At 61.2% G+C, this 23,022-nt stretch carries 24 protein-coding genes; 9 read left to right on the top strand and 15 right to left on the bottom strand.

Features of this window, described 5'->3' with window-relative positions:
* Positions 1-3: 3 nt before the first annotated feature.
* Entirely contained in the window at positions 4-1,470 is a 1,467-nt protein-coding gene (locus tag RCO24_RS15435) for a methyl-accepting chemotaxis protein (RefSeq protein ID WP_308963368.1), read from the top strand.
* A gap of 21 nt (positions 1,471-1,491) precedes the next feature.
* Here the strand turns inward: RCO24_RS15435 and RCO24_RS15430 are convergent, their stop codons facing one another.
* Positions 1,492-2,271: a hypothetical protein gene (locus RCO24_RS15430; RefSeq protein WP_308963366.1), complete on the bottom strand. Its 780-nt coding sequence runs from the start codon at positions 2,269-2,271 to the stop codon at positions 1,492-1,494.
* Between the two features lie 225 nt (positions 2,272-2,496).
* A complete protein-coding gene (locus RCO24_RS15425; protein ID WP_308963364.1) occupies positions 2,497-3,150 on the bottom strand; it encodes a DUF502 domain-containing protein in 654 nt (217 codons plus the stop codon).
* Between the two features lie 226 nt (positions 3,151-3,376).
* On the opposite strand from RCO24_RS15425, the gene RCO24_RS15420 reads away from it, so the two are divergent.
* Both RCO24_RS15420 and RCO24_RS15415 read left to right on the top strand, forming a co-directional pair.
* Entirely contained in the window at positions 3,377-3,625 is a 249-nt protein-coding gene (locus tag RCO24_RS15420; protein WP_308963363.1) for a hypothetical protein, read from the top strand.
* Positions 3,626-3,726: 101 nt separating this feature from the next.
* Positions 3,727-4,113: a hypothetical protein gene (locus RCO24_RS15415; RefSeq protein WP_308963362.1), complete on the top strand. Its 387-nt coding sequence runs from the start codon at positions 3,727-3,729 to the stop codon at positions 4,111-4,113.
* A gap of 24 nt (positions 4,114-4,137) precedes the next feature.
* On the opposite strand, the gene RCO24_RS15410 is transcribed toward RCO24_RS15415, so the two are convergent.
* Positions 4,138-4,431: a GYD domain-containing protein gene (locus tag RCO24_RS15410; protein ID WP_308963361.1), complete on the bottom strand. Its 294-nt coding sequence runs from the start codon at positions 4,429-4,431 to the stop codon at positions 4,138-4,140.
* Between the two features lie 232 nt (positions 4,432-4,663).
* Between RCO24_RS15410 and RCO24_RS15405 the strand changes: the two genes are divergently transcribed.
* Complete coding sequence (locus RCO24_RS15405) at positions 4,664-5,086, top strand: CBS domain-containing protein (RefSeq protein WP_308963360.1); 423 nt, start codon at positions 4,664-4,666, stop codon at positions 5,084-5,086.
* A gap of 133 nt (positions 5,087-5,219) precedes the next feature.
* Here the strand turns inward: RCO24_RS15405 and RCO24_RS15400 are convergent, their stop codons facing one another.
* The 3 genes from RCO24_RS15400 to uvrB form a co-directional block, all read right to left on the bottom strand.
* Positions 5,220-5,915, bottom strand: coding sequence for a glutathione S-transferase family protein (locus RCO24_RS15400; protein ID WP_308963359.1), 696 nt, complete (start codon positions 5,913-5,915; stop codon positions 5,220-5,222).
* A 266-nt stretch (positions 5,916-6,181) separates the two neighbouring features.
* The gene (locus tag RCO24_RS19280) at positions 6,182-7,162 is read right to left on the bottom strand and encodes a Clp protease N-terminal domain-containing protein (RefSeq protein ID WP_374990968.1); all 981 of its coding nucleotides are present in this window, start codon (positions 7,160-7,162) and stop codon (positions 6,182-6,184) included.
* 102 nt (positions 7,163-7,264) lie between these two features.
* Entirely contained in the window at positions 7,265-10,192 is a 2,928-nt protein-coding gene (gene uvrB / locus RCO24_RS15385; protein WP_308963357.1) for an excinuclease ABC subunit UvrB, read from the bottom strand.
* Positions 10,193-10,485: 293 nt separating this feature from the next.
* Between uvrB and RCO24_RS15380 the strand changes: the two genes are divergently transcribed.
* Together RCO24_RS15380 and RCO24_RS15375 are read left to right on the top strand one after the other, a co-directional pair.
* A complete protein-coding gene (locus RCO24_RS15380; RefSeq protein WP_308963355.1) occupies positions 10,486-10,803 on the top strand; it encodes a hypothetical protein in 318 nt (105 codons plus the stop codon).
* 235 nt (positions 10,804-11,038) lie between these two features.
* Complete coding sequence (locus tag RCO24_RS15375; RefSeq protein ID WP_308963354.1) at positions 11,039-11,335, top strand: hypothetical protein; 297 nt, start codon at positions 11,039-11,041, stop codon at positions 11,333-11,335.
* A 72-nt stretch (positions 11,336-11,407) separates the two neighbouring features.
* Here the strand turns inward: RCO24_RS15375 and RCO24_RS15370 are convergent, their stop codons facing one another.
* Complete coding sequence (locus RCO24_RS15370) at positions 11,408-12,070, bottom strand: hypothetical protein (RefSeq protein ID WP_308963353.1); 663 nt, start codon at positions 12,068-12,070, stop codon at positions 11,408-11,410.
* Complete coding sequence (locus RCO24_RS15365) at positions 12,067-13,317, bottom strand: ParA family protein (RefSeq protein WP_308963351.1); 1,251 nt, start codon at positions 13,315-13,317, stop codon at positions 12,067-12,069. The genes RCO24_RS15370 and RCO24_RS15365 overlap by 4 nt, the downstream gene beginning before the upstream one ends.
* Before the next feature lie 180 nt (positions 13,318-13,497).
* On the opposite strand from RCO24_RS15365, the gene RCO24_RS15360 reads away from it, so the two are divergent.
* Complete coding sequence (locus RCO24_RS15360; protein ID WP_308963349.1) at positions 13,498-14,214, top strand: SDR family oxidoreductase; 717 nt, start codon at positions 13,498-13,500, stop codon at positions 14,212-14,214.
* 66 nt (positions 14,215-14,280) lie between these two features.
* On the opposite strand, the gene RCO24_RS15355 is transcribed toward RCO24_RS15360, so the two are convergent.
* The 3 genes from RCO24_RS15355 to RCO24_RS15345 all read right to left on the bottom strand — a co-directional run bounded on the left by RCO24_RS15355 (position 14,281) and on the right by RCO24_RS15345 (position 15,621).
* A complete protein-coding gene (locus RCO24_RS15355) occupies positions 14,281-14,460 on the bottom strand; it encodes a hypothetical protein (RefSeq protein WP_020086719.1) in 180 nt (59 codons plus the stop codon).
* Between the two features lie 206 nt (positions 14,461-14,666).
* Positions 14,667-15,203, bottom strand: coding sequence for a hypothetical protein (locus RCO24_RS15350; RefSeq protein WP_308963346.1), 537 nt, complete (start codon positions 15,201-15,203; stop codon positions 14,667-14,669).
* A gap of 112 nt (positions 15,204-15,315) precedes the next feature.
* The gene (locus RCO24_RS15345) at positions 15,316-15,621 is read right to left on the bottom strand and encodes a hypothetical protein (protein WP_308963344.1); all 306 of its coding nucleotides are present in this window, start codon (positions 15,619-15,621) and stop codon (positions 15,316-15,318) included.
* Positions 15,622-15,922: 301 nt separating this feature from the next.
* On the opposite strand from RCO24_RS15345, the gene RCO24_RS15340 reads away from it, so the two are divergent.
* A complete protein-coding gene (locus RCO24_RS15340) occupies positions 15,923-17,131 on the top strand; it encodes a pyridoxal phosphate-dependent aminotransferase (RefSeq protein ID WP_308963342.1) in 1,209 nt (402 codons plus the stop codon).
* 46 nt (positions 17,132-17,177) lie between these two features.
* Here RCO24_RS15340 and RCO24_RS15335 read toward each other — a convergent pair whose 3' ends face one another.
* Positions 17,178-17,882, bottom strand: coding sequence for a cytochrome b/b6 domain-containing protein (locus tag RCO24_RS15335; protein ID WP_308963340.1), 705 nt, complete (start codon positions 17,880-17,882; stop codon positions 17,178-17,180).
* Between the two features lie 19 nt (positions 17,883-17,901).
* Positions 17,902-18,342 (bottom strand): cytochrome c, encoded by a 441-nt coding sequence (locus RCO24_RS15330; RefSeq protein WP_308963339.1) that lies wholly within the window; start codon positions 18,340-18,342, stop codon positions 17,902-17,904.
* Between the two features lie 980 nt (positions 18,343-19,322).
* On the opposite strand from RCO24_RS15330, the gene RCO24_RS15325 reads away from it, so the two are divergent.
* Complete coding sequence (locus RCO24_RS15325) at positions 19,323-21,413, top strand: elongation factor G (protein ID WP_308963337.1); 2,091 nt, start codon at positions 19,323-19,325, stop codon at positions 21,411-21,413.
* Positions 21,414-21,593: 180 nt separating this feature from the next.
* Here RCO24_RS15325 and RCO24_RS15320 read toward each other — a convergent pair whose 3' ends face one another.
* Together RCO24_RS15320 and RCO24_RS15315 are read right to left on the bottom strand one after the other, a co-directional pair.
* A complete protein-coding gene (locus RCO24_RS15320) occupies positions 21,594-22,235 on the bottom strand; it encodes an SH3 domain-containing protein (RefSeq protein WP_308963335.1) in 642 nt (213 codons plus the stop codon).
* A gap of 183 nt (positions 22,236-22,418) precedes the next feature.
* Positions 22,419-22,961 (bottom strand): SH3 domain-containing protein, encoded by a 543-nt coding sequence (locus RCO24_RS15315; protein ID WP_308963333.1) that lies wholly within the window; start codon positions 22,959-22,961, stop codon positions 22,419-22,421.
* Positions 22,962-23,022: the final 61 nt, after the last annotated feature.

Here is a 23,022-nt window from a genome sequence, read left to right as displayed (position 1 = left end):
CGTATGATAAAGCTTCGAAGCACCTCTTCCGAACCGGCTGTCGCGAGCGAGACGGCTTCTTCCGCAGCTGCGACGGCGAACGCGCCGTCAGGCGACGCTGCCGTGCAAGGCTTCGTACGCCGGTTCGCCGAGGAGGCGACGGGCGTCGGGCATCAGATCATCGACATCGCCTGCAACATCAGAGAACTCGGCGATCGCGTCCAGGGCCAGAATGCTCAGATGCAGGAGATCGGGTCGGAGATGCGGGCGCTTGGTACCGAAAACCAGCGCATCGCGGACGGTGCGCATGCGAGCCTCGCAGTGGCGCAGCGCGCCAACGACGACGTTTCGCAATCGGCCGCGGCTGTCCGCTCGTCGCTCGACAGCATCCAGAGACTGGTCGCGACCGTCTCAGAGCAGCGCGAGCTTCTGCAGGTGTTGCAAGAGGCGCTCGGCAAGGTCTCCAAGGTTGCGGCTGGGATCGATGCCATCACGCGGCAGACGAACCTCCTCGCGCTCAATGCCACGATCGAAGCGGCCCGGGCAGGTGCTGCCGGACGCGGGTTCGGCGTCGTCGCGGCCGAGGTGAAAGCGCTTGCCGGGCAGACGGCGCAGGCGACCAGCGAGATCGCGGCGACGGTTGGCGATCTCACCTCGAAGGCCAATCTCCTGATCGAGAAGGGGCGGCACAGCGCGGAGCTGGCGCGCGCCGTCGACGAGAGCGCGTCGGTGATCTCCGGCACGTTCGACTCCATCGAAGGGACGGTCGGCAATCTCGTCGCGCAATCGTCCGATATCCAGGCGGCGGCCTCGGCGATCGACGCGCGCAGCCGGTCGCTGCTCACGGGCGTCGAGCAGGTGATGGAGGGCTTCAAGCTTTCAACCGCCAATATCGGCCGTGTCGGCACCCGCGTCGGTGAATTGCAGCTCGCGGGTGAAGCGCTGATCACGACGAGCGTGGAATCGGGTGTGAAAACCAAGGACTCGCCGTTCGTGTTCGAAGTGGTGCGCCGCGCGGAGGTGGTGTCGGAAGCCTTGCAGGCCGCACTCGATCGCGGGGTCTTTTCGATCGAGGCGTTGTTCGATCGGAATTACCAGGCGATCGCAAACTCAAATCCGCAGCAGTTCAAAACGGCCTACATCGATGCGTTCGATCGCATCGTCACGCCGATCATCGACGAAGCGTTGCAGTTCGACGGCAAGGTGGTGTTCTGCGCGCCGGTCGACGTCAACGGCTACCTGCCGACGCACAACAGCAAGTTCTCGAAGCCGCAAGGCGTGGATCCGATCTGGAACGCCGCCAACTGCCGGAACCGGCGTATCTTCAACGATCGCGTCGGGCTCGGCGCCGGCAAGAACCAGAAGCCGTTCCTGGTGCAAACCTACATGCGCGACATGGGCGGCACGTTCGTGCCAATGGTCGACGTGTCGGCCCCGATCATGATCCAGGGCCGCCACTGGGGCGGGCTGCGGTTGGCGTATTCCGCTTGATCTGCGGCGGCCGTCAATGGCTCACGCAGACTGCTTGCTGGCCGCTGTCTGTTGCGAACGGCGCGTCGAGACATAGAGAACGCTCAGCAGCAAGGCCAAGGTAATCAGAGACGCGTTTTCTCTCGGGAGGTTGAGGCCGCCTAGATCGATCGGCTTCGTGAGAAAATCGCCGAATGTCGCACCGAATGGGCGCGTGAACACGAATGCGATCCAGAACAGCAGGACGTCATTCACGCGCGTCAGATAGTGCAGCGCCGCCACGACGCCGATCACGCCCGCCGTAACCAAAGCGCCCTGAATGAAGCTCAGGCCGCCCTCGTCAACGAGGAAGTCTCCAAACGCGGTTCCGAGACTGTTCGAGAACAAGACGGCAATCCAGAACAGGATTTCTATGTCTCGGCGCAGTATTGGAGTCACGCTGAGGTTCCGGTCGCGCCAGTACCAGATCGCGAGAGTGAGCAGGAGGCCCGAGGTCAGCACGACCGAGCCCCAGAGATATCCAAGCCCCAGCGAGCGATCCATGAAATCCGAGATTTCGGTTCCTGCAGTCGTCGTGGCGACGATGGCCGTCCAGAACATCAGCGGGCGATAGTCTCGGCTGATCTGAAAATATACGATGATCGCCAATGCGGAGAAGGTGATGGCGAGCCCGGCGTAGTACCCCAGGCCGAGGGTCATCGAAATGAAGTCTCCCGCCGTTTCGCCAAGTGTGGTTGCGAGGATCTTCATGATCCAGAATGCCGGCGTGATTGCTGCCACCTTCGACGCAGTGCTCGCATCGCCGGATTCAAGTGCATCCATGCTGCAATCCTGTTTGCTATGGCCGCGACGGTCTAGCCGTCGCACGATGTCGCGGACGGAAGGAGTGACCGTGCTGCCAAAAGCTGACAGGCACCTGAACGTTTGCTGATCGGCGTTCGGACTGCGCAGGCGTGACAACGGCTTCAGGCGCTGCGTGATCTCGGGGCCCTGACGATGTTGAACAACGTCAGGTCCTGCGAACTTGCGATAGGATGCGGATCGCTGTCAGCTTGAGATGCTACCGGTGGGCTTGGCGGCGGCTGTCGTCGGTGGGGTGATGCCCATCGATACGTAAACGCTCATGAGTTCGTCGATGCCGCCTTCTGCCGGCTCGACCCATTTCGCGGGGACGTAGATCAGCGCGCCGCCGAACGGTACCGGCGCGGAGGGGACGAGCACGCCGAGATACTCCTCGCCGCCGAGGGTGATCGGCGTCTTGGATGGCAAGAGGGCGAGGACGGCTGCTCCCGGCTTGCCGCCGAAATAACACCACGCCGGGCTCATGCTCTTCAGGCTGTCGCCGTTCTTGGTGTCGACGATCGAGACGAAGCGGCTCGACATATCATAGACGTTCGAAATCAGCGGCACGCGGCGGATGATGCTGTCGAAAATGCTGGCGACCAAAGCGCCGAGGCGGGAGTGGACCAGAAGTCCCAGGGCGTAGATCGCGCCGATGATCAGCCCGAGGCCGATCAAGTAAGGCACGATCTCGGATGGCCCGATGCCGAAGCCGAGCGAGGAGAGAAACCTGCCGAAGGCGCTGGTCGGTCCCAAGTACTGGTTGAGCAGCGACAGCAGCCATGCCGTTACGAAGATCGTGAGCAGAAGTGGCAGGGCGGCCAGAAGACCCGCGATGAAGATGCGCCCGATTTTGCCCATTGTGATTCCCCAAGCTCTTTGGTCGCTTAGCGTGTGCGACGGGTCGGGTGGCGTCAAGGACTGTGCGGCGGCGGACGGTGCGGCCTCGTTGCGTTCTACGTGTCAGCGGAGCCACGGTTGCGTTCGATTCCACTGCTTGTGATGGAATCCTTTGGATCGGCGTCTGTGCGAAAATGCATTTCGGCGTAAAGAATAACCCTCGGTGAAATTACGGAGGGCTCCGCCCATGTTTCGTCTTGCGATTCTTTCGATTGCCGCAGCGGTTCTGTGCACTCAGGGCGCCGAAGCAGGCTGCCGCACCGTAGTCGGCTCGGCCGATATGGTCACGCGCGACCTCGCCAAGTTCATGGCCAATGCCGCGCTCAAGAACGCCATCGAAGCCAAAGGCTTGAAGCCGTCGGGACAAATCGCTCTGACCTGCCGCGACGATACTCTCACGACGTACTGCAAGGCCTCGCGCCCGGCCTGCGGCTGATCCCGGCATTTGGAGCGGGTGATTTGCCCGCTCCAATCCGCATCCCGATACCCTCCGAAAAGATGCTAGGCTCGCGATCGCGCCTCGGGGGGAGCGCCCGCATGCATCCCAATCGGATCACCAAGATCGCCGCGGCCCTGCACGTCGGGTTGGTGGGCGCGGCCGCCTATTACACGACGCGCGTGAACAATCACGCGACGCTGTCCGAGATTTCCGCCAAAGAACTGACCGCGATCTGCGGGATGGCGTTGCTGCCGGTGCTGTCGGCGTGGATTGGATTGCAACTCGCGCGTTCGAGCGCGTCGCGTTGGTTGCTTGCGATCGGACAGGTCGCGGCGCTGTCCCTGTTCGCAGCGACGTTCGTGCTCGTGCTTCGCAGCGTCGAGCCGATGGCCCCGCTACTCCTCTTTCTCGTCTCGTTGTGGCTTGCCGTCGGGCTTCTGGTTCTGCTGTTCGTCGTCTGGATCGTGGGGCGGCAGGGACAGTGAGGCCGCCGCTTGCGTGTCTGCGCTCTACACGAGGCGATCGAGAATTTTTTGAATTTCGGACGGCGTGAAGGCGCGCAGGGTTTGCGTGCGGACGAAACCACGTGCGGCGACGCTCATGGAAAGAGACGTGGCTGTTTCGTCGTCTGGCGCCTCGCAAATGGTCACGACGTCTGTCGGCCCAAGCGTCCAGTACATGTCCTTCACGGTGACGCCGGCCTTCTTGGCCATCTCCTTGAACTTGTCGGCCCGGCTGACGGTGTCTTTGACGTCATGGGCGCCTTTTTCGGTGAAGGAAGCGAGCACGACATAGGTTGGCATGGGAGCCTCCTCGGTTAGGTGCTCCGCCCCGCCTCGTCGCATTTTACCGGTTTCATTCTGGGAGCGGTAGCGGTCGCGCTCTCAAATCGGGTTGTTTGCAAGCGCCGCCTTCGCGCCTTCCTTGTTTTCGAACTCGAAATTGGATCCGGCCGACATACATAAATTTAGACGGCCATGCGTTGCGGCCGGAAATTCATGTTTTTCGCATAAATTCAATCCAGAGAGGTCCGCCATGAAAGTCAAAGACGCAATGCACAAAGGCGTCGAGTGGGTTGGCCCGGATACGCCGATCACCGAGATTGCAAAGTTGATGCGCGGCCGGGACATCGGCGCGGTGCCGATCGGCGATAACGACAAGCTGATCGGGATGGTGACGGACCGCGACATCGTCTGCAGCGGTCTGGCGAAGGATGGCTTCGATCCTGGACGGTCGACGGCGCGTGACGTGATGACATCCGGAATCCATTGCTGCCGGGACGACGACGATCTGACAAAGGCCGTCGCGCACATGGAATCGCTGCGGGTTCGCCGCTTGCCGGTGATCAACAAGAGCAAGCGCATGGTCGGCATTCTGAGCCTGGGCGACCTAGGCCACACGGCTCAGCGCGAGGTGGTGGCCGAGTACGTGAAGAGCGTGTCGGCGCATCATCATTGATTGTGCCGGTGCGGTGCACCTATTGGCCCCTTGGGCACGCCTAAAGACGCCTAACGCCTCGGCCGCCCGGTTTTCTTGGAGCGGCCGCGGCGGGTCAACTCTTGTCTTCTGGAGATGACGGAGAGGCGGATGTTCACGAGGATCCGATCGCGGCGTGGATCTCTGTGCAGTGCCGGACAAGGCCGGGATTGGACGAGACGAACGCTTTGAGCGGGGTGTCGATGTCATAGAAGAATATGTTTGCGGTGAAGCCGTAAATGGCGGCATCGATGCTGGCCGGCTCGGCTCCGTGGACGTAGCCGCTCGGCGGGATCAGGTTTGCCAGAACGCGCAAGTCGGCGAGCCCGCGTGCGTAGGCAGCGTCAGGGGAATAGCGGCCGATACCCTGGAAATAGTAGCGCTGGAAATTGAACTCCTGTGCCTTGCGAATTCCCTCTTCGGTGAGAGCGGGGTGTTCGCGTCTCAGGGCTGCGCTGAAGGCTGGAAAGTAGCGCTCATCCTTCCAGCGCGAATACGACATGACCCAGTAGAGGTCGTCGAGTAGGCGCGTGACCATCAGGTCGGTGTCGCGCTGGGCGCTGCTCAGTCCGTCATCGATGGTCAGGCGGTATTTGCGAACGAGATGCGCGATGATGGCGTCGCTGTCGCCGATCGTCTCTCCGTCATCGACGATGTAGGGAAGCTGGCCACGCGGCGCTTGCGACGCGTCGAAGAGGTGTTCGTGCAAGAAGGGCACGCCAGTAAGCTTGAGAAAGGCAAACACCTTGAGGCCGTAGCCGTTGTTGTCGGCAACGCCAAACAGCTCAGGGTAGGAATAGAGCGTGATCATGCTGCTTTCCACGCCCGGATCGGTGTCGGTCGTGTGGCGGTGTCAACTTCCCGGGCGGCCGGCTTTCTTGGGGCGGCCGCGGCGGGCTTTTTTTCTCGGCGTCATGCGTCGGCCTGCGTGCCGGCAAGTCCAGCTTACATTTTTTTTTGTGGGGCGTGCGCGGCAGTCAAGTGCGGCGTCGAAATTCGCCTTAAATTAAGCGCTAGCTTTCTCTGCTCCGCGCAAAAAGCATTGATAATGCTCCTGCAGGCGCGAACGATAGCAATCTATGATTGCCTCCCTAACCTCCGCCTCAACGATTTCACCAGTTTGTCCATGTCAGAATGGAATGAGCTGTGCCTTATGTCCAGTCCATTGCGAAAGGCCAGTTCCTTTAGTGGCTCCGGCAGTGTTTCCACGCGAGGCATAGGTGCTCCGCCAACGGTTATGGGAATTACTGGGATATCGCGCTGTAAGGCGGTTGATATCTCAATTCTAACGAAGTCATTTGGATTATCGAGGCGCCTCCGACCGTTCTCGTCACAGGCGTTTAGCCAATCGCGACCTATGATTGCGAGCATGACATCGGATTTGCCTACTTCGTCGCTGATGTATTTTACGAAATTTACTCCCAATGGGATGGCGTCAACATCCATAAATATTAGTTCTTTGCCGAACTCTTTCTCCAGTCTGTCGTGAACGCGTCCGGTGTGTCCTGAGCTATCCTCTCTGCGATAACTTATAAATACTTTTTTTGTCATCACGGATTTTGTTTGTGATGCGCTGTTTTTCGCTGTTTTGTGGTGTTGGATGGATTTCGGAAAATCTTTAGCCCTCTCTCGGAGAGGGTTGCTGTGTCGTGCTATGTCCAGCCGATCTAGGTTGGCCTCCTGTAAAAAATGAAATGCGTAACTTTCGTTTTCTGAAAATATTGCGATTAGAACTTCTAGTCCTGTTACCATGTCTTTTGCGGACGATTGTACCTGGACGACGGCGCGATGAATTACGCGTTGAAAGCCTGTCGTTGGCTGTGCCTCAGTTGGCGTGTTTGTTCGATGTTGTCCAAGTTCTTGATCTAGATAATTTGTAGTTTGAATGCGAAGTGCGTCTAGATTGCCATTGCATGCGCGCATGGCTTTTGCTGCGTCAGCATCATCGATCAAAGCTAGGAGAAGGTGCTCAAGTGTGGCGTACTCTTGATTGCGCTCATTTGCGTACTCAAGCGAACGGTGCAGAGTGCTTTCCAAAGTTTTCGAGAAGGACGGCATGCGTCTGAGCCTCACGGTCTGACGGAACGTGAAAGGTCGAGAATCGTATGTAAGCGTGAAAACGCTTTGTACCGCTACCGATAAAATTTTGTAGCTGGCTGTCTATTGCCCTGGTCTCCCGGTTTTCTTGGGGCGGCCGCGGCGGGCTTTCTTCTCGGCGTCGTTCTCGATGTCGCGCGTGATAGTGGGCTTAGGCACCGAGAGATCAGGTTTCTTTGGCAAAGGTCCGGCCGCCTTCTTCACGGCGAGCGACGCGTGCGGGCCCATTTCATCGAGCGTCGGCTTGTGCGGGCCGCGCACGCCTTCTCCGAATGCGCCGGCTTTGGTTCTGGGATCGACATCGGGGCGTCGCGGTAGCGGGCGATCGGTTCCGGGACCCATGTCGTCGAGCGACGGCTTCTTAATGCGAGAGGTGGACTGCGCATAAGTCGGCTGCACGGGCTCGTAGTCCGTGGCGATGCGCGATTCTGCCTCCGCATTTCCTTTGCGTGAGCTCTTGTTTTCCGCGAGCACGTTGGCATTGCCCGCGAACTTGCGGTCGCCTTCGAAGCGGCCGGCCTTGTCCTCGACGTTGGACTGGCGCGCGAGCGGGTCGTCGGCAATCGCAAGCTCGGTCTCGCGCAGGCGCTTGACCTCGTCGCGCAGACGCGCGGCGGTTTCGAATTCGAGATCGGCAGCGGCTTCCTTCATGCGCCGTTCCATGTCCTCGATGACGGCCGCGAGGTTGTGGCCCACGGTCGGGCTGTCGGCGAGGCCGGCATCGACGGTGACGTGATCCTGCTCGTAAACGGACGACAGCACGTCGGCGATGTTCTTTTTTACGCTCTCGGGCGTGATGCCGTTGGCGACGTTGTAGGCCGTTTGCTTCTCGCGGCGCCGAGTGGTTTCGGCCATGGCGCGTTCCATCGAGCCGGTGACCTGATCGGCGTAGAGGATGACGCGGCCGTCGACGTTGCGGGCGGCGCGGCCGATGGTCTGTACCAGCGAGGTTTCGCTGCGCAAAAAGCCTTCCTTGTCGGCGTCGAGAATGGCGACGAGCGCGCATTCCGGAATGTCGAGGCCCTCTCTCAGCAGGTTGATGCCGATCAACACGTCGAAGGCGCCGAGGCGCAGGTCGCGGATGATCTCAATGCGCTCCAGCGTTTCGATGTCGGAGTGCATGTAGCGCACGCGGATGCCGGCCTCGTGCATGTATTCGGTCAAGTCCTCGGCCATGCGCTTGGTCAGGGTGGTGACGAGCGAGCGGTAGCCGCGCTTCGCGACGGTGCGTACCTCGTCGAGCAGGTCGTCGACCTGGCTCTTTGCGGAGCGGATCTCGACCGGCGGATCGATGAGGCCGGTCGGCCGGATCACCTGCTCGGCGAAGCTGCCGCCGGTTTCGTTCAGTTCCCAGTCGCCGGGCGTCGCGGAAACCGCGACGGTCTGCGGGCGCATCGCATTCCACTCCTCGAAGCGGAGCGGGCGATTGTCCATGCACGAGGGAAGGCGGAAGCCGTATTCCGCGAGCGTCGCCTTGCGCCGGTAGTCGCCGCGGAACATGCCGCCGATCTGGGGCACGGTGACGTGGCTCTCATCGACGAACACGAGAGCGTTGTCGGGCAGGTATTCGAACAGCGTCGGCGGTGGGTCGCCGGGGTTGCGGCCGGTGAGGTAGCGCGAATAGTTCTCGATGCCGGCGCAGGAGCCTGTCGCCTCCATCATCTCCATGTCGAACACCGTGCGCTGCTCCAGGCGCTGGGCCTCCAAGAGCTTGCCGGTGTCGTACAACTCGTTGAGGCGCTGCTTCAGCTCAGTCTTGATTTGCTTGATCGCCTGCTGCAGCGTCGGCTTCGGCGTCACGTAGTGCGAGTTGGCGTAGATCTTCACCAGCGCGAGATCGTCGGTCTTCTGGCCGGTCAACGGGTCGAACTCGGTGATGCTTTCCACTTCGTCGCCGAACAGAGAGATGCGCCAGGAGCGGTCCTCGTAGTGGGCGGGGAAGACCTCGATCGTGTCGCCGCGCACACGGAAGTTTCCGCGCACGAAGGCGGCGTCGTTGCGACGATAGTGAAGCGCCACGAGGTCGGCGAGAAGTTGGTCGCGCGAGAGCCGCTCGCCGACCTTCACGGCGAAGGTCATGGCGGTGTAGGTCTCGACCGAGCCGATACCGTAAATGCACGAAACGGAGGCGACGATGATGACGTCGTCGCGTTCGAGCAGGGAGCGTGTCGCCGCGTGACGCATGCGGTCGATCTGCTCGTTGATGTCGGCTTCCTTCTCGATGTAGGTGTCGGTGCGCGGGACGTAAGCCTCCGGCTGGTAATAGTCGTAGTAGGAGACGAAGTACTCGACGGCGTTGTCCGGAAAGAAGCTTTTCATCTCGCCGTAGAGCTGGGCAGCGAGGGTCTTGTTGGGAGCCAGGATCAGTGCGGGGCGCTGGGTTGCGGCGATCACCTGCGCCATCGTGAAGGTTTTGCCGGAGCCGGTAACGCCGAGCAGCACCTGGGTGTGCTCGTTCTCGTTTACACCCCCCACGAGGTCGGCGATGGCGGTCGGCTGATCGCCTTTCGGTTCGAATTCGGAGACCACCTCGAAGCGGCGGCCGCCCTCGCTTTTTTCCGGGCGCTCGGGCCGGTGCGGCATGAACATCGGCATCGCGCCGGAGACCAGCGGATGCGAGGCGATCATCGGCTGGCGGGCCAGGATCTCGTTCGCCCTCTCGGAGCGCTCGTGCGGGCGCGTCAGGATCGCATTGAGGCTGTCGCCCAGGCTTTCGCCGGCGGCAGCGCGCGGCGGCAGGGGGCCCTGTTGGCGGAGGGCCGGAAGCTGCTTTTTCGTGGACGCTTCGGCTTCGAGCCGGGCCTGGTCAGCGAAATAGGCGGGCGCATACTCGCCCAACGGTCCGGATGCGGTGAATGACCCTTGCGGCGCCTCGCCGAAGCCAGGCGTTCCAGCCTGTGTCTCCACAGGCGGCGCCGCGGGCTTGCCGGAGCGGCCGCGCGAGGCGCGGGGCGCTTTCGTGGCGCCGGGGGATTTCGGGGTTTTTGCCATGGGCCGAATATGGCGCGGGGATGCGAGCAAGGGAAGGGTGGGAGCGCACCGGGCCGCAGGCATCTGGCGGGCAAGCGTGGCAGGGGCTGGGTCAATACGAAGCTGGTGTATTCGTTATCGATACCCGGCCGCCTTCCAGCGAGGGGTGATAGCGATCCGGAGGACCTAGCCCGGGTCGGGCTCACCTCAATCCGGCACCTGGTGGTCCACTTTCATACGGATCGGTGACCCGGCTTGCGCCCGGCGTTCGCGCCGCCCATCTGCTGAACAGGGTCGGTTTCAGGAGATGCGCTATGCCAAAAGTCTTTCTGATGGCGCTGACCGCGGTCGGCGTTGCCACACTGCAATTTTCCGTCATGGCCCAAACGGCCAATGCCGCCATCGTCTGCAAAGACGGTTTCCAGAATTCGGACGGCAACTGGATCTCGACGCCCTATTGCAACGATGCGCATCTGGCGCAGCTCGCACGCAATCTAGGGGTCAAGGTGTCTGACGAAGAGCTCCGCGCCAACCCGGCGAAGAAAGACGAGGTCTGCCGATTTATTGGCAATATTGGTCCGGGTTCCGAATATTGTCCCGATGAGAGTGGTGGCCGGGACGGCGGTCACTGACCCTATTCCGTTTGATACCTTCTCGGGCCGGGTGGCTGGAACTTTCGGCCGAAGATGTTCGCTGCGTCCCGCAGCGGCTGACAAGAGGGCATGGGCGGTCTGATCTGTTGCCCTGGAGTCACAGTTTTGAAGTTATGATGCGGTGTGACCGGGAAAGCGGGCGCCCTGCCCTTTGATTGCCTCGATTCCTGTACCATGTTGTTCTCAAACGATTACTGACTTGGATGGATCGGTAATGAAAGCAACTATTTCAGCGATGGCGTTCGGCGCCCTGACGCTCCTCGGATCGCAGGCGGCCTTGGCCTTTACCTATGAAAATCAGGGGACCACGCAGCCGACGACCTCGGGGCAGTCCCAGACGAAAGCGGGTTACTTGGATACCGATCCGGGTTCTCTGATGCCGCCGATCGGGCAGTCGATTGGTAGCACGGGCTACGATTTCGGACCGGGCGCCTTCAACAACGGTATGGCCCAGCAGCCGACTCGCGGCAGCTCCGTCGGACCGAGCTGGCTCTATCCGCCGGGCAACTGAGCCGCTCTGCGGTTTGGATGATCTGAATTCTAAAAGCGCGCTTTCGGGCGCGCTTTTTTGTTGTCTTTCGGGCTAGCCGGCAATCCGACCTGCAGTGGCGCGCGACGCCGCTCGAGCGATCATCAGATCCTGGTGGCGCGACATGATTTTCTTGAGCGCCTGGTCGCGCCCTTTGGCGGTGGAAAATGCGAAGCGTTTTGCCAGTGCCGCCATTTCTCCGCTGGTCATCTCCGCATCGTGTTGGAGTTGGCTGACGATTTGACGGAACCCAGGATCATCGCCGAGAGCCTCTTCCAGGCGCTTATTGTACTGTTCAACAAGATCGGTCCGTAAGGTTTTCGCTGCCTTCGTGGGCTTTGTTTTGCCGGCTACCGAATGGGCAAGAGCTTCCGTCGCTTTCGCTACGAACTGGTCAAGGCTTGCGTTCTTGTGTTTTTCGAGAAGGGCCGTGAGAGCCGCGAAGTCGGCGGCTATCGCTTTGCTTGCTATGGCGGCGGTAAATTTCTCAAGTGCGGGCAATAGACGGGCGATGGTTTCTACGCGTGCCTGCATGAATGACGCTGACGGGAAATCATGTTCCGTTAGTTTTTTGGTGACGTCTGTGACGGATTTTGCCGGCAATACTCGAAATATTGGAACGAGCGTTTTGAGTGCTGTCGATGCGCTCGTCGCTTGTCCTGCGGCGAACAATTCCGCGACTTCCTCAAGACGATCTGCGAAGGCCGTTGATTTCATTTCGCGTTGACCTGTTGCGTCGAGACGAATGGCGTGTGCGATGCCGGATCAGGTGGTAGTCCGATATGCTGCGCGATGTAGGTCGAGAGCGCTTCGATCGCTGTTCGGGCCTTCTTGCCACTGTCATTGTTGGCCATCACAAAATAGGCGATTCCGTCAGTCGCATCGCGGACGAGTTCAACGGTCTGTGGAAAGAATAATATGTTCGGAAGCATTCCGTAGCCAACTTTCATTTCCCTCAAACGATCAGCAATTCGTGCGGAGGCCCCATTTTCAGCATTAAGTCCATCACGATACTTGGAACCAACTGCGCCAAGTACTTTGAGATGTGGGCATATATTTGCAGACTTCAAGCCTTCCACTTGCTCGCAAAATCGAAGGACTGCCTCTGCGGACGGACGATCTAGGATCGTTGGCACGAGGAGATGTGAGCTGGCGCAGAGGGCTTGAATGGTGCCGGTCGTCAGACGGGGCGGACAGTCGATGATAACGAGATCGAAGGCTTCCCGAACGGCGTCAGAATGAAGGACGTCGGCTAGATTGTAGCGAACGTCGTATCGTTTGAAGAGCTTGCCGTAGAGCAGATCGCCGAGGGCTCTGCGAACGCTTTTCTCGGCGCGATTTCTGCACTTCAGCAACCATTCGATCAGCAGCCTATTGTCGGCCTGAGCGAGATCGTAGTGAGCAGTGATGATTTTCAGCCGGGGCTGATGTTGGGTTGGCTTCGCGCAGCTCACCAGCAATCCGGCATCCAGATCTCCGCTGATCATGCGGGAGGCCAGGGAGTCCTGGCCGGCTGGAGGAAGCCAGCGTTCGTCTTCAGGGAGCACCATGGAAGACAAGGATCCCTGGAAGTCGAGATCGATCAGCAGCACGCGTTTGTTCCACCGCTGGTCGTGCGAGAGAAACGCGCCGATGTTGGCAGCAAGTGTCGTTTTGCCGACGCCGCCCTTGAGGTTCGCGATGGCGAGAACTTTCGCGCCATGGAAATTGCTTTTGTAGTCGTCGGGCTGCTCTATGGGCTGGGCAATCCAGACGCCGTTTCCTTCGCGCGTGCCGTCCTTGGTGGTTGTGCGGGCTACTGCGGACAGGGTTCGATGCCGACTGTAAAGAAAGCATCCAAAACGCCGGATTTCTCGCCACACGACGCGGCCGATTACGTAGACGGCGGCACTCAGGAGCGCGACGAGGGCGAGAGCTATTCCTTTTCCAACCTGTTGCGTTACCAAGTCAAACAGCGAAGTCATATATCCCCCCACGCACACTCTTTTTGAGTAATTATGCAGTCTCAACCGTGGGATGTACAGCTTGCTAGTCTAATCGGATTGCGATTGTGAGACGCTATCGGCAGAAGGCATGTCTCGAGCAGCGAACGGCGTTAGACTTGCGTTTAAGATTCACCCTGACGCAGAGGCTTGGAGCACCACATGGCCGTGACACGAACCGCGCTCGTAACCGGCGCAAACAGAGGTATCGGGTTCGAGATCGTGCGCCAGCTCGCGCGGCTTGGCGTGCTGGCGGTGATCGGTGCGCGAGATCCCAAGGACGGCGTTGCGGCGGCCGAGAAGCTGCAATCGGAAGGGCTCGATGTTCCGGTCGTTGCGCTCGATGTGGACCGCGAGGAGAGCGCAGCCGCGGCGGTGGCCGAGGTCAAGCGGCTCTACGGTCGCCTCGACGTGCTGGTCAACAACGCGGCGGTTCTGATCGACGCGCCGGGCGGTTTCAATGCCAGCCTTTTCGAACTGACCGGAGAGACGGCGCGGCGGACGTTCGAGACCAACGTGCTTGGGCCGTTGCGGCTGATCCAGGCCGCGGCGCCACTGATGCGCGAGCAGGGCTATGGGCGGATCGTCAATCTGTCGTCGATCGCGGGACAGCTCGCGGAAATGGGCAAGGGCTATCCGGCGTACCGGATTTCGAAGACGGCGCTCAATGCGCTGACGCGTATCGCGGCCGCAGAACTCAACGGCGGCAATATCAAAGTGAATGCGATGTGCCCGGGATGGGTGCGGACCGACATGGGCGGCGCCAATGCCGAACGTTCGGTGGAGCAGGGCGCAGATACCGCGATCTGGCTTGCAACCCTATCCGACGACGGGCCGACGGGCGGCTTCTTCCGCGACCGCAAGCCGATCGCCTGGTAGGCCACGGATACCCACCGGCTCAACGCCCGGGATCGCGGGCGTTGGGTCGGCCGGGATGTCAGAAGGTCAGAGGCCGCGCACGAGGTTGCCAACCATCAGCGTGAGGTAGGCCGTGATCGACAGCCAGAACTCCTGGTGGGGCAGATAGCGCGGCACGGGGATGAAGCCCAGCTTGGTGATGAGGGCCAAAGTCGCGAGCACAAACGAGATCAGAAAGATCACGATTGTCGGGGGGTTGAGCCTCATGCCGCGCGCTCCTTGGCTGTCGGGCGTTCCTCACATGCGCGTGGCGTGAGAGCCCCGTCGCTGACCGCGGCATAATAGGGGGCTCGGCGGCGGGCGCAACGGGGGCGAGGCGCAAAACAAAACTACGCGGCGGGTGGTGGCGCCTTCGCGCCACAAGAAAGGCCCGCGCGAGGGCGGGCCTTAGCAACGGATGACGCGAGCCGGACTTACAGTGCGCGGAATTTGGCTGACGAAGCCGGGGTGGTCGGGGTGAGGAACGTCACCAGACGGCCGTCCGAAGTCGAGAGGTCGCGGCAGGTTACGGCGATATGGCGGGGGGCCGAGTTCGCTTCCGAGGTTGCCGGCTGGCCGGGCGTCGGTTCGACATCGGCCACGGCGATCACCTGAAGCACGCGCTCCGATTTGCCGCTCGAAATGGTGATGCGGTCGCCGACCGATAGGCCGCCGGTCAGCGGGACAGACCAAGCCGCCGGTTCCAGAGCGGCGCCTTGCGCATCGTGCTGGAGTTCGTGGCGCCGCTTTTCGCTGAGCCAATAGGCTTCGCTGCCGGATACGAGCGGGCCGCTGGCATTCAAGGCCACGGTCTGCTGAGGAGTTGCGGCGAGGGCCTGCGTGAAGTGGCGCGCGACGACAGCCTCCGTATTGGCGGTCGCGACCCCGAGACCGACACAGGCCAGAAGCCCGAGAACGGCGGTGGTACGTACGGCTGGCGTCAAGGCGAGAGCGAAGCGGCGGAGCGTCATGATTGCAGCCCTTTGGCGGTCTCTAACTCACGAAAACCGATAACGCTTATAACGTGGACCTGGTTCGGGGGCGAGCCCCGTAGCACGGGAAATCCCGCTTTGGTTGAAACTATTACGGATGCCCCCGATCGCCGGATCTCCGGCCCTGGCGGCCGGCCGCCTTGCGGGGCGGGGCGTAAGCCCGGCGGAGATGGCGAAAAAAGGCTAGATTAAACACCGCCATGGCCGCAAATGCGCCAGCCAGCAGGATCGCAGAGGCGTTTTTATCCATATTGGCGCCAATCGTCGTGCCATCGGCGGCCACGGCGATGCCGATGTGCCAGCCTGTCAAACCGACCATCAGGGCGAACACGGCCAAACCGGCCACGAGATCGGGCAAGTGCCTGCGGTAAATCCGAGAACTCTTGAAGCGCGTCATGCGACACTCCTTTCCGGCGAATCCCTCGCCAGCGTGATCCGATGTCATGACAACCCTGTGCTGTGGCGGGGTTTTGCCCGGAATGTGGCGATCGCAAGCTATTCCGTTACAGTGAAAATTTTGTACTTTCGGCGTGCTCGATCTGACACGAAGCGGTTTCTGGCGCTTTCGCAGGCCCGGCGGGGCCAAAAAGACGCTTTATGGCGGCCATAGCGCATATTGAACTTCGGACACGCGAGGCGTAGCGTCCGCGCCGCTTCGCTCACCCTCACGTTCAACCGAGATACGAAAGATCGTCGAAATGGGCTTTTTTGCCGACAGCCTGAACCGCATTCAACCGTCCGCGACCATCGCCGTGTCGATGAAGGCGCGCCAACTCAAGGCCCAGGGCCGGGACATCATTTCGCTTTCGGCGGGCGAGCCCGATTTCGACACGCCTGAAAACATCAAGCTCGCGGCGATCAAGGCGCTCAAGGACGGCCGGACGAAGTACACCGACGTGGACGGCATCCCTGAGCTCAAGGCTGCGATCGTCGCCAAGTTCAAGCGCGACAACAACCTCGATTATACGGCGGCACAGGTGTCGGTCGGCACCGGCGGCAAGCAGGTGCTCTACAACGCGCTGCTCGCGACCCTCAATCCCGGCGACGAGGTGGTGATTCCGGCGCCGTGTTGGGTGTCGTACGCCGATATCGTGCAACTCGGCGGCGGCAAGCCGGTGTTCGCTCAGACCCGTCTCGAGGACGGCTATCGTCTCAAGGCCGAAGCGCTCGACCGGGCGATCACGCCGCAGACCAAGTGGCTGATCCTCAACTCGCCGTCGAACCCGACGGGAGCGGCCTATTCGGAAGCCGATCTCAAGGCGCTGACCGATGTGCTCATGCTGCCGAAGAACCGGCATGTCTGGGTGCTCACCGACGACATGTACGAGCATCTCATCTATGACGGCCTCAAGTTCTTCACGCCCGCGCAGGTGGAGCCCGGCCTCTACGACCGCACGCTGACGATGAACGGCCTGTCGAAGGCCTACTGCATGACGGGCTGGCGGCTCGGCTATGCGGCGGGTCCCGAGCTGTTAATCAAGGCGATGGGCAAGCTGCAGTCGCAGTCGACCTCGAACCCGACCTCGATCACGCAGTGGGCGGGTGTCGAGGCATTGAACGGTCCGCAGGATTTCATCGCCGAGCACAACAAGGTGTTCGTCGGGCGGCGCGATCTCGTGGTGGGCATGCTCAACCAGGCGAAGGGCCTGATCTGCCCGAAGCCGGAGGGCGCGTTCTACGTCTATCCGAGCTGCGCCGGTGCGATCGGCAAAACGACGCTCAAGGGCGTCACGATCAAGACGGACGAGGATTTCGTCACGGCGCTGCTCGAGGAGGAGGGCGTGGCGGTGGTGCACGGCGCGGCGTTCGAAGGATCGCCCGCGTTCCGCATCTCGTATGCGACTTCGACCGAGGCGCTGACCGAAGCCTGCACACGCATCCAGCGCTTCTGCGGGAATCTGAAGTAGTCATTCTCGCTCACTCTCTCCCCGTCGGTCTCGATGGGGAGAGAGATCAAAGCGCGAGGCGGCCGCCTGCGGCGAGAATACCGCCGAGCACGATGACGGCGGCGGCGATCAAGCAGACGAGCGCGCGTAAGATGGGGTGGGATACGATCTCGGCCTCGCGCGCGTCCGCGTAGGGTTCATCCGGTTTTTTGCCGGTGATCATGGCCCGGATCAGAGGCTCCTTCTTCGCGAGCGCGTAGCCGACGTTGACGGCGACGTGAAGCGCGATCAGCGGCAGCAGGACAAAGTCGAAAATGAGCGCGTGCAAACGTGCAGCCCGGGTGTTCTGGCTTTCCTCGACCAACCGATAGAGCGGGCCGCCGACGAGGTCGTTGTCGTCGGTCGCAAATAGGCCGAAGCCGGCGATGACGGCGATCGCTGCGAGCAACGCGACGACCATCAGAGCGCCGAGAGGGTTGTGGCCGAGGTAGCGCGCGCCGCGGCCTTTCAGCAGCGACGCGGCATAGGCTGCGATCGTGCGGGGCGCGCGCAGAAACCGGCTGAAACGTGCGGTGGACGAGCCGACAAAACCCCACAGCAGTCGCCAGACGATCAAGGTCAGGATGGCGAGGCCGTTGGCGCGATGCCAAACCAGCGTTTCGTCGCCTATCTGCTCAGCAAACTCGTAGCTGATCCAGGCGGACGCGATCAGAGCGAGCAGCGTCCAGTGGAACAGGCGCGTCGGCAGGTCCCAGGCGCGGACGTAGGGCATCGGCGTCGCTCGTGCAGTGTCAGGATTTCGGCTTACGGAATTCCTTGTGGCATCCGCTGCAGTTGCCCATCAGGGTTTTCCAGGCGTCGGGGAAGGTGTCCTCATCCTTGATCGCGGCTTCTGCGGCGAGTGCGGCTTCGCCGAGCTTTTTGAAGCGCGCTTCGAAGTCAGCCTTCTTGTCCCAGATCACGGGCAGCGCCTCGGTATCGTCGCCGGTCTTGGCGTCGTCGGGGAACAAGGTCGGAAGAATGGGCGCTTTCTCTTTGATAACGCCGATTGCGGCTTGGACCTTGGCGAGATCGAAGTCCTCTTCGCCCTTGTACATGGCGCTGACGGGCTTCACCGCTTTGCCCATCGCCTTGAAGTGCTCCTTGCGGTCCTTGATCACGGTGGTGTTCTGGGCGGCTACGGCGGTGGCGCCGAGGGCGAACGCAGCGAAGACGACAAGGGCCCGGTGCATCGGCAAGATCTCCTCGCGGTTGATTAGGACGCAAACCAAACGGTTTGCTCGCATCCATTCCGTCGAAAAAAGCTTGCATCGCGCTCGAGGGGTGTCAACCGAGCCAGGCAGTCGGCATTTCCATGGGCCGAATGCGAAAGTGCCTCCACGGGGGAACGTGGAGGCACCTGTTTGCAGGGTGGTGTTTGTTTCGCTGCGAACTCAGCGCCGGCTGTGTCGCTTAGCGGCTTGGTAGCAGGGCACGGGGGGCGTGTGCCCGAATCTCAGAGAATGACAGCATGTGCGTGACCCAATGCTCGAAACGAGCGAACGGCAACGACATCCTCTTGGCTGCGCTCGCGGCGGACGCGTGACCGTTGCGGAGCGCGACTTCCGGCTGAAGCAGCGTCCAGTCGGTCAAGTCTTCCTCTCGCGAGGCCATTGCATATCCGGCAGCATCGGCCGCCTTCACCAGTGATCTATTCAGTGTTTCTCTACTCATTTGAGGCACATCCTTCCTTGAAGGGTAAGCGTCGCACGAGGCCGTTTGGTTCCAACAACCTTGGTCCCGTTTCCTCTTCGCCTAGCCTTTGCCTCTCCCGGGCATTTTTTATGGGCCTGCTTCAACGTATCGAACCGTTCACCTACAGCACTTACGCGCCTTAGCTGACACTTTCATGATGCGGCCAGCCCTCCCTTTATTCAAGTAATTTTTGGAAACATTCTTCACGGAATCGCATAACGCATCTGCGAATACTTATTGCGACGCAATAACTTGCTACTCCGGCGTGTTTCCAAGCCTCACGACTCATCGCCTTGAGTTTGACGACCAATGATTAGAGCAAGATTAAGCAGGAACCCTCTTGCGTCTTTCTCTACGCAGCGCGACCATCAGCTTGTCGCGCTCCTTCGAGAGGCGCGGGGCTGCGCGACAAGCGTATCCCTCTGCGCCTCGTAGCGCTCAACCCGGAAGCAATCCGGGAAGCGGGAAGGAGGACACCATGGGGCATTCCGACAGCCCAAGAGGCACCACAGGCACGGGTGCAGGCTCAGGACAATCATCCGGCCGCAGCACCCGCTGCATCGCACTGATCGGCCCTTTTCTCTCCGGTAAAACCACCCTGCTCGAAGCCATTCTCGCCCGCACGGGTGGTGTTCTGCGTGCGGGGTCGGTTGCGGAAAAGACATCAGTGGGCGATGCCTCCCCCGAGGCGCGGGCTCACGAAATGAGTGTTGCTCTCAATATTGCGGACGTGAACTTTCTTGAAGACACCTTCACTTTCATCGATTGCCCGGGGTCCATCGAATTCCAGTACGAGAGCGCGGCGGCGTTGACTGCCTGTGATGCGGCCGTGGTTGTCTCGGAGCCGGATCCGAAGCGGGTGCCCTCGCTGCAAGTGATCCTGAAACAGCTCGAAGACCGCGGCATCCCCCACCTCCTGTTCCTGAACAAGATCGACACCTGCACGACTCCGATCCGCGACATCATCCCGGCGTTGCAGCCGGCTTCCTCCAAACCGCTGGTGCTGCGGCAGATCCCGATCTGGGAGAACGGCGCGGCGACCGGCTTCATCGATCTCGCGCTCGAGCGCGCGTTCCTGTTTCGCAAGAACGCGCCATCCGAGATGGTCGAGATCAAGGCGTCCGACATCGAGCAGGAGAAGGAAGCGCGCTTCCACATGCTCGAACAGCTGGCCGACTATGACGATGCGTTGATGGAGAAGCTGCTTTCCGATCTGCCGCCCGAAAAGGATCTCGTGTTCGGCGATCTCTCGCGCGAATTCGAGGATGGGCTGATCTGCCCGGTTCTGCTCGGAAGCGCGGAGAACGGCAACGGCATTCTGCGTCTCCTGAAGGCGATCCGTCACGAGGTGCCGTTCGTCTCGACGACGGCCAAGCGGCTCAAGATCGAGAACGCCAAGAGTGCGGCCTATGTCATGAAGTCGCTTTACACCGGGCATGGCGGCAAGCTTTCGATCGCGCGCGTGCTGACCGGAGAGTTGCCGGATGGTGCGACGGTGTCCGGTGGGCAGGCCGTCGAGGAGCGCATCGCGGGGCTGTTCTCGCTCAAGGGCGAGGATACCCAGAAGCGCACGCTCGCCCGTGCCGGCGATACGGTCGCGCTCGGCCGGCTCGATCACGTGCGGACGGGCGATACGCTTACGGCGGAAAAGTCTGGCATCGTCCAGATCGCGGGTGCCGAGATTCCGGAGCCGGTGCTGGCTTCCGGCATCGGCCTCAAGGATCGCAAGGACGAGGTGAAGCTGTCGTCGGCGCTGGCGAAGCTGATCGAGGAAGATCCTTCGCTGGTGCTGGAGCATAACGCAGAGACGCATCAGGTTCTGCTCAAAGGGCAGGGCGAGATGCATCTCAGGGTGTCGTTCGAGCGGCTGCAGCGCAAGTACGGCGTCGTGGTCGAGCGGCAGAAGCGGCAGGTGCCCTACAAGGAGACGATCCGCCAATCGACGGAGATCCGCGGGCGGCACAAAAAGCAGTCCGGTGGGCATGGGCAGTTCGGCGATGTGGTGCTGTCGATCTCGCCGCAACCGCGCGGGACGGGCTTCACCTTCAACGAGACCATCACCGGCGGCGTGGTTCCGCGGCAGTTCATTCCGTCGGTCGAAATCGGCGTGGCGGACTACATGAAAACGGGGCCGCTCGGTTTTCCGGTCGTGGATGTGTCGGTGACGCTGACGGACGGCTCGTTTCATACCGTCGACAGCTCGGACATGGCGTTCCGGCAGGCGGGTCGTCTCGCGATGAGTGAAGGGATGCCCAAGTGCCAGCCGGTTCTGCTGGAGCCGATCATGGCCGTCGATATCGCGGTTCCCTCGGAGGCGACCGCGCGCGTCAACGGCATGATCTCACAACGACGCGGGCAAATCCTGGGGTTCGATACCCGCGCCGGCTGGCCGGGATGGGATGTCGTCTCGGCCCACATTCCGGAAGCCGATATCGGGGATCTGATCGTTGAGCTTCGCTCGGCGACCTCCGGGGTCGGAACCTACAAGGCGAAGTTCCATCACCTCGCCGAGTTGACCGGGCGGCTGGCCGACCAGGTGCTCGTAAGTCATCGGGATGCGGCTGAATAGCGAGCGCGACCGAGGAAAAAGGAAAAGGCGCAAGGCGTGTCACTACACCTTGCGCCTTTATCCTGAAAGCGGCCCAGTTAGAGCGGGATTGCTTTTGTTCGAAACGCAATCCCGCTCTTGGTTTTTTGATCAGACCGATGATTCACGCTTCAGGCTGATAGGGCCTGAAGCGATCATGGTCTAGCGCTGGCCGCGATCGTTGAAGCGATCGGGCGGTCCGCGGCGGTCATCGCGTCGATCGTCTCGTCTGTCTCGACGGTCGTCGCGCCTGTCGTCCCGGCGATCATCGCGCCTGAATTGTGCGCGATCCCACCGCTCGGACGGCGGCTTCATGCCGGCGTAGGGCTGATAACCCTGGCGCCACCAGCCGGCCTTGCGCGGTCCCGGGGGCGGGGCGTGCCAGTGTGGGCGCTGCCGCGGCTTGTAGGCGTACCAGCGATTGCGATCGTTGTACCAAGGCCGCCCGACATAAAAGCGTCCCCAGTAGTCGTTGGCGACGAAGCGGATGGCGGGGACACGGATGGCGGCAATGCCAATATCGGGAAGCGGCCTGTACTCGCCGCGATAGTCGAACGCGAGATACTCGCTGATGACCCAACCGCGGCTGCCGCCCCAGATCACGTCGCACCAGGACTCATCGTTGAGGCAGCCCTTGATCTCGATCAGTGATCCTTCGGGTATCAAATCAACTCTAGGAAAATCGATGTCGGGGCCAGCACGCATGTTCACGTTGGCCGTGGAGTAACCAGGGGCAGCGTGAGCTGCAGCAGCTCCAAAAATGGTGGCGCCGAGAATGCCGCCGATCAGTTTAAGTTTTTTCATCAGACCCTCAGTGCAGTTGGCGTGCCTTTGGGGGGTACAGCACCTTGCCCAACAGATGCACAACGCACCAATGCGCGAAAACCGTCGCTGGTTCGAATTACAAATGCTGCAATGTTTGTGGCTCAAACCGGACCCTTTTGCCACAAAGGCGGCCACAATCGCGGCCGCTTTTGCGGAGCTGGGTCAATGCTCCTTGTGGTGGTGCTTCTTCCAATGCTCGAGCGGGATTTCGAGTCCAATCTCGGGCGCGCGATAACCGTCGCGCCACCAGCCAGCGACGCGGACGCCTGGAGCCGGCGCGCGCCATCCCGCACGCGGACGCGGCGCGAACGCGATCCATTTTTCGCGGTCGGCATACCAGGGGCGCCCGACGTAATAGTGGGCCCAGTAGTCTCGCGCGGCGAAGGTCACGGCCGGGATTTTGTAAGTCTCGATGCCGACATCCGGTAGCGCGACGTAGTCGCCGTTTCGCTCGAAGGCGATGTACTCCGAATACATCCAGCCCCGGTTGGGGCCGACAATCACGTCGCACCAGGATTCGTCCTTGAGACAGCCGGCAACCTCGATCGGGGTTCCGTCGGCGACGACTTCGACGCTCGGAAAGTCGAGATCGGGGCCGGTTCTGAGATTGACGTTTGCGGTCGAATAGCCGGGCGCGGCGTTGGCCGCGGCTATGCCAAGCCACGTCATGCCGATCGCGGCGGCGATTACTTTCAGCTTGCTCATTGGTTCACCTCATTGCGCCGCTCCAAAGGGCGCAATGAGGGAGATGAGGCGTTGCCCTTTC

The sequence above is a fragment of the Hyphomicrobium sp. LHD-15 genome, assembly GCF_031157355.1.
Lineage (GTDB): Bacteria > Pseudomonadota > Alphaproteobacteria > Rhizobiales > Hyphomicrobiaceae > Hyphomicrobium_C.
The sequence above is the reverse complement of the archived record's forward strand: the minus strand, read 5'-3'. Positions and strand labels throughout refer to the sequence as shown.

What these genes read in the sequence shown, in the direction of transcription:
- RCO24_RS15435 (WP_308963368.1), top strand. Translation starts at nt 4, where the DNA reads ATGATAAAGCTTCGAAGCACCTCTTCCGAACCGGCTGTCGCGAGCGAG.
- RCO24_RS15430 (WP_308963366.1), bottom strand. Translation starts at nt 2,271, where the DNA reads ATGGATGCACTTGAATCCGGCGATGCGAGCACTGCGTCGAAGGTGGCA.
- RCO24_RS15425 (WP_308963364.1), bottom strand. Translation starts at nt 3,150, where the DNA reads ATGGGCAAAATCGGGCGCATCTTCATCGCGGGTCTTCTGGCCGCCCTG.
- RCO24_RS15420 (WP_308963363.1), top strand. Translation starts at nt 3,377, where the DNA reads ATGTTTCGTCTTGCGATTCTTTCGATTGCCGCAGCGGTTCTGTGCACT.
- RCO24_RS15415 (WP_308963362.1), top strand. Translation starts at nt 3,727, where the DNA reads ATGCATCCCAATCGGATCACCAAGATCGCCGCGGCCCTGCACGTCGGG.
- RCO24_RS15410 (WP_308963361.1), bottom strand. Translation starts at nt 4,431, where the DNA reads ATGCCAACCTATGTCGTGCTCGCTTCCTTCACCGAAAAAGGCGCCCAT.
- RCO24_RS15405 (WP_308963360.1), top strand. Translation starts at nt 4,664, where the DNA reads ATGAAAGTCAAAGACGCAATGCACAAAGGCGTCGAGTGGGTTGGCCCG.
- RCO24_RS15400 (WP_308963359.1), bottom strand. Translation starts at nt 5,915, where the DNA reads ATGATCACGCTCTATTCCTACCCTGAGCTGTTTGGCGTTGCCGACAAC.
- RCO24_RS19280 (WP_374990968.1), bottom strand. Translation starts at nt 7,162, where the DNA reads ATGCCGTCCTTCTCGAAAACTTTGGAAAGCACTCTGCACCGTTCGCTT.
- uvrB (WP_308963357.1), bottom strand. Translation starts at nt 10,192, where the DNA reads ATGGCAAAAACCCCGAAATCCCCCGGCGCCACGAAAGCGCCCCGCGCC.
- RCO24_RS15380 (WP_308963355.1), top strand. Translation starts at nt 10,486, where the DNA reads ATGCCAAAAGTCTTTCTGATGGCGCTGACCGCGGTCGGCGTTGCCACA.
- RCO24_RS15375 (WP_308963354.1), top strand. Translation starts at nt 11,039, where the DNA reads ATGAAAGCAACTATTTCAGCGATGGCGTTCGGCGCCCTGACGCTCCTC.
- RCO24_RS15370 (WP_308963353.1), bottom strand. Translation starts at nt 12,070, where the DNA reads ATGAAATCAACGGCCTTCGCAGATCGTCTTGAGGAAGTCGCGGAATTG.
- RCO24_RS15365 (WP_308963351.1), bottom strand. Translation starts at nt 13,317, where the DNA reads ATGACTTCGCTGTTTGACTTGGTAACGCAACAGGTTGGAAAAGGAATA.
- RCO24_RS15360 (WP_308963349.1), top strand. Translation starts at nt 13,498, where the DNA reads ATGGCCGTGACACGAACCGCGCTCGTAACCGGCGCAAACAGAGGTATC.
- RCO24_RS15355 (WP_020086719.1), bottom strand. Translation starts at nt 14,460, where the DNA reads ATGAGGCTCAACCCCCCGACAATCGTGATCTTTCTGATCTCGTTTGTG.
- RCO24_RS15350 (WP_308963346.1), bottom strand. Translation starts at nt 15,203, where the DNA reads ATGACGCTCCGCCGCTTCGCTCTCGCCTTGACGCCAGCCGTACGTACC.
- RCO24_RS15345 (WP_308963344.1), bottom strand. Translation starts at nt 15,621, where the DNA reads ATGACGCGCTTCAAGAGTTCTCGGATTTACCGCAGGCACTTGCCCGAT.
- RCO24_RS15340 (WP_308963342.1), top strand. Translation starts at nt 15,923, where the DNA reads ATGGGCTTTTTTGCCGACAGCCTGAACCGCATTCAACCGTCCGCGACC.
- RCO24_RS15335 (WP_308963340.1), bottom strand. Translation starts at nt 17,882, where the DNA reads ATGCCCTACGTCCGCGCCTGGGACCTGCCGACGCGCCTGTTCCACTGG.
- RCO24_RS15330 (WP_308963339.1), bottom strand. Translation starts at nt 18,342, where the DNA reads ATGCACCGGGCCCTTGTCGTCTTCGCTGCGTTCGCCCTCGGCGCCACC.
- RCO24_RS15325 (WP_308963337.1), top strand. Translation starts at nt 19,323, where the DNA reads ATGGGGCATTCCGACAGCCCAAGAGGCACCACAGGCACGGGTGCAGGC.
- RCO24_RS15320 (WP_308963335.1), bottom strand. Translation starts at nt 22,235, where the DNA reads ATGAAAAAACTTAAACTGATCGGCGGCATTCTCGGCGCCACCATTTTT.
- RCO24_RS15315 (WP_308963333.1), bottom strand. Translation starts at nt 22,961, where the DNA reads ATGAGCAAGCTGAAAGTAATCGCCGCCGCGATCGGCATGACGTGGCTT.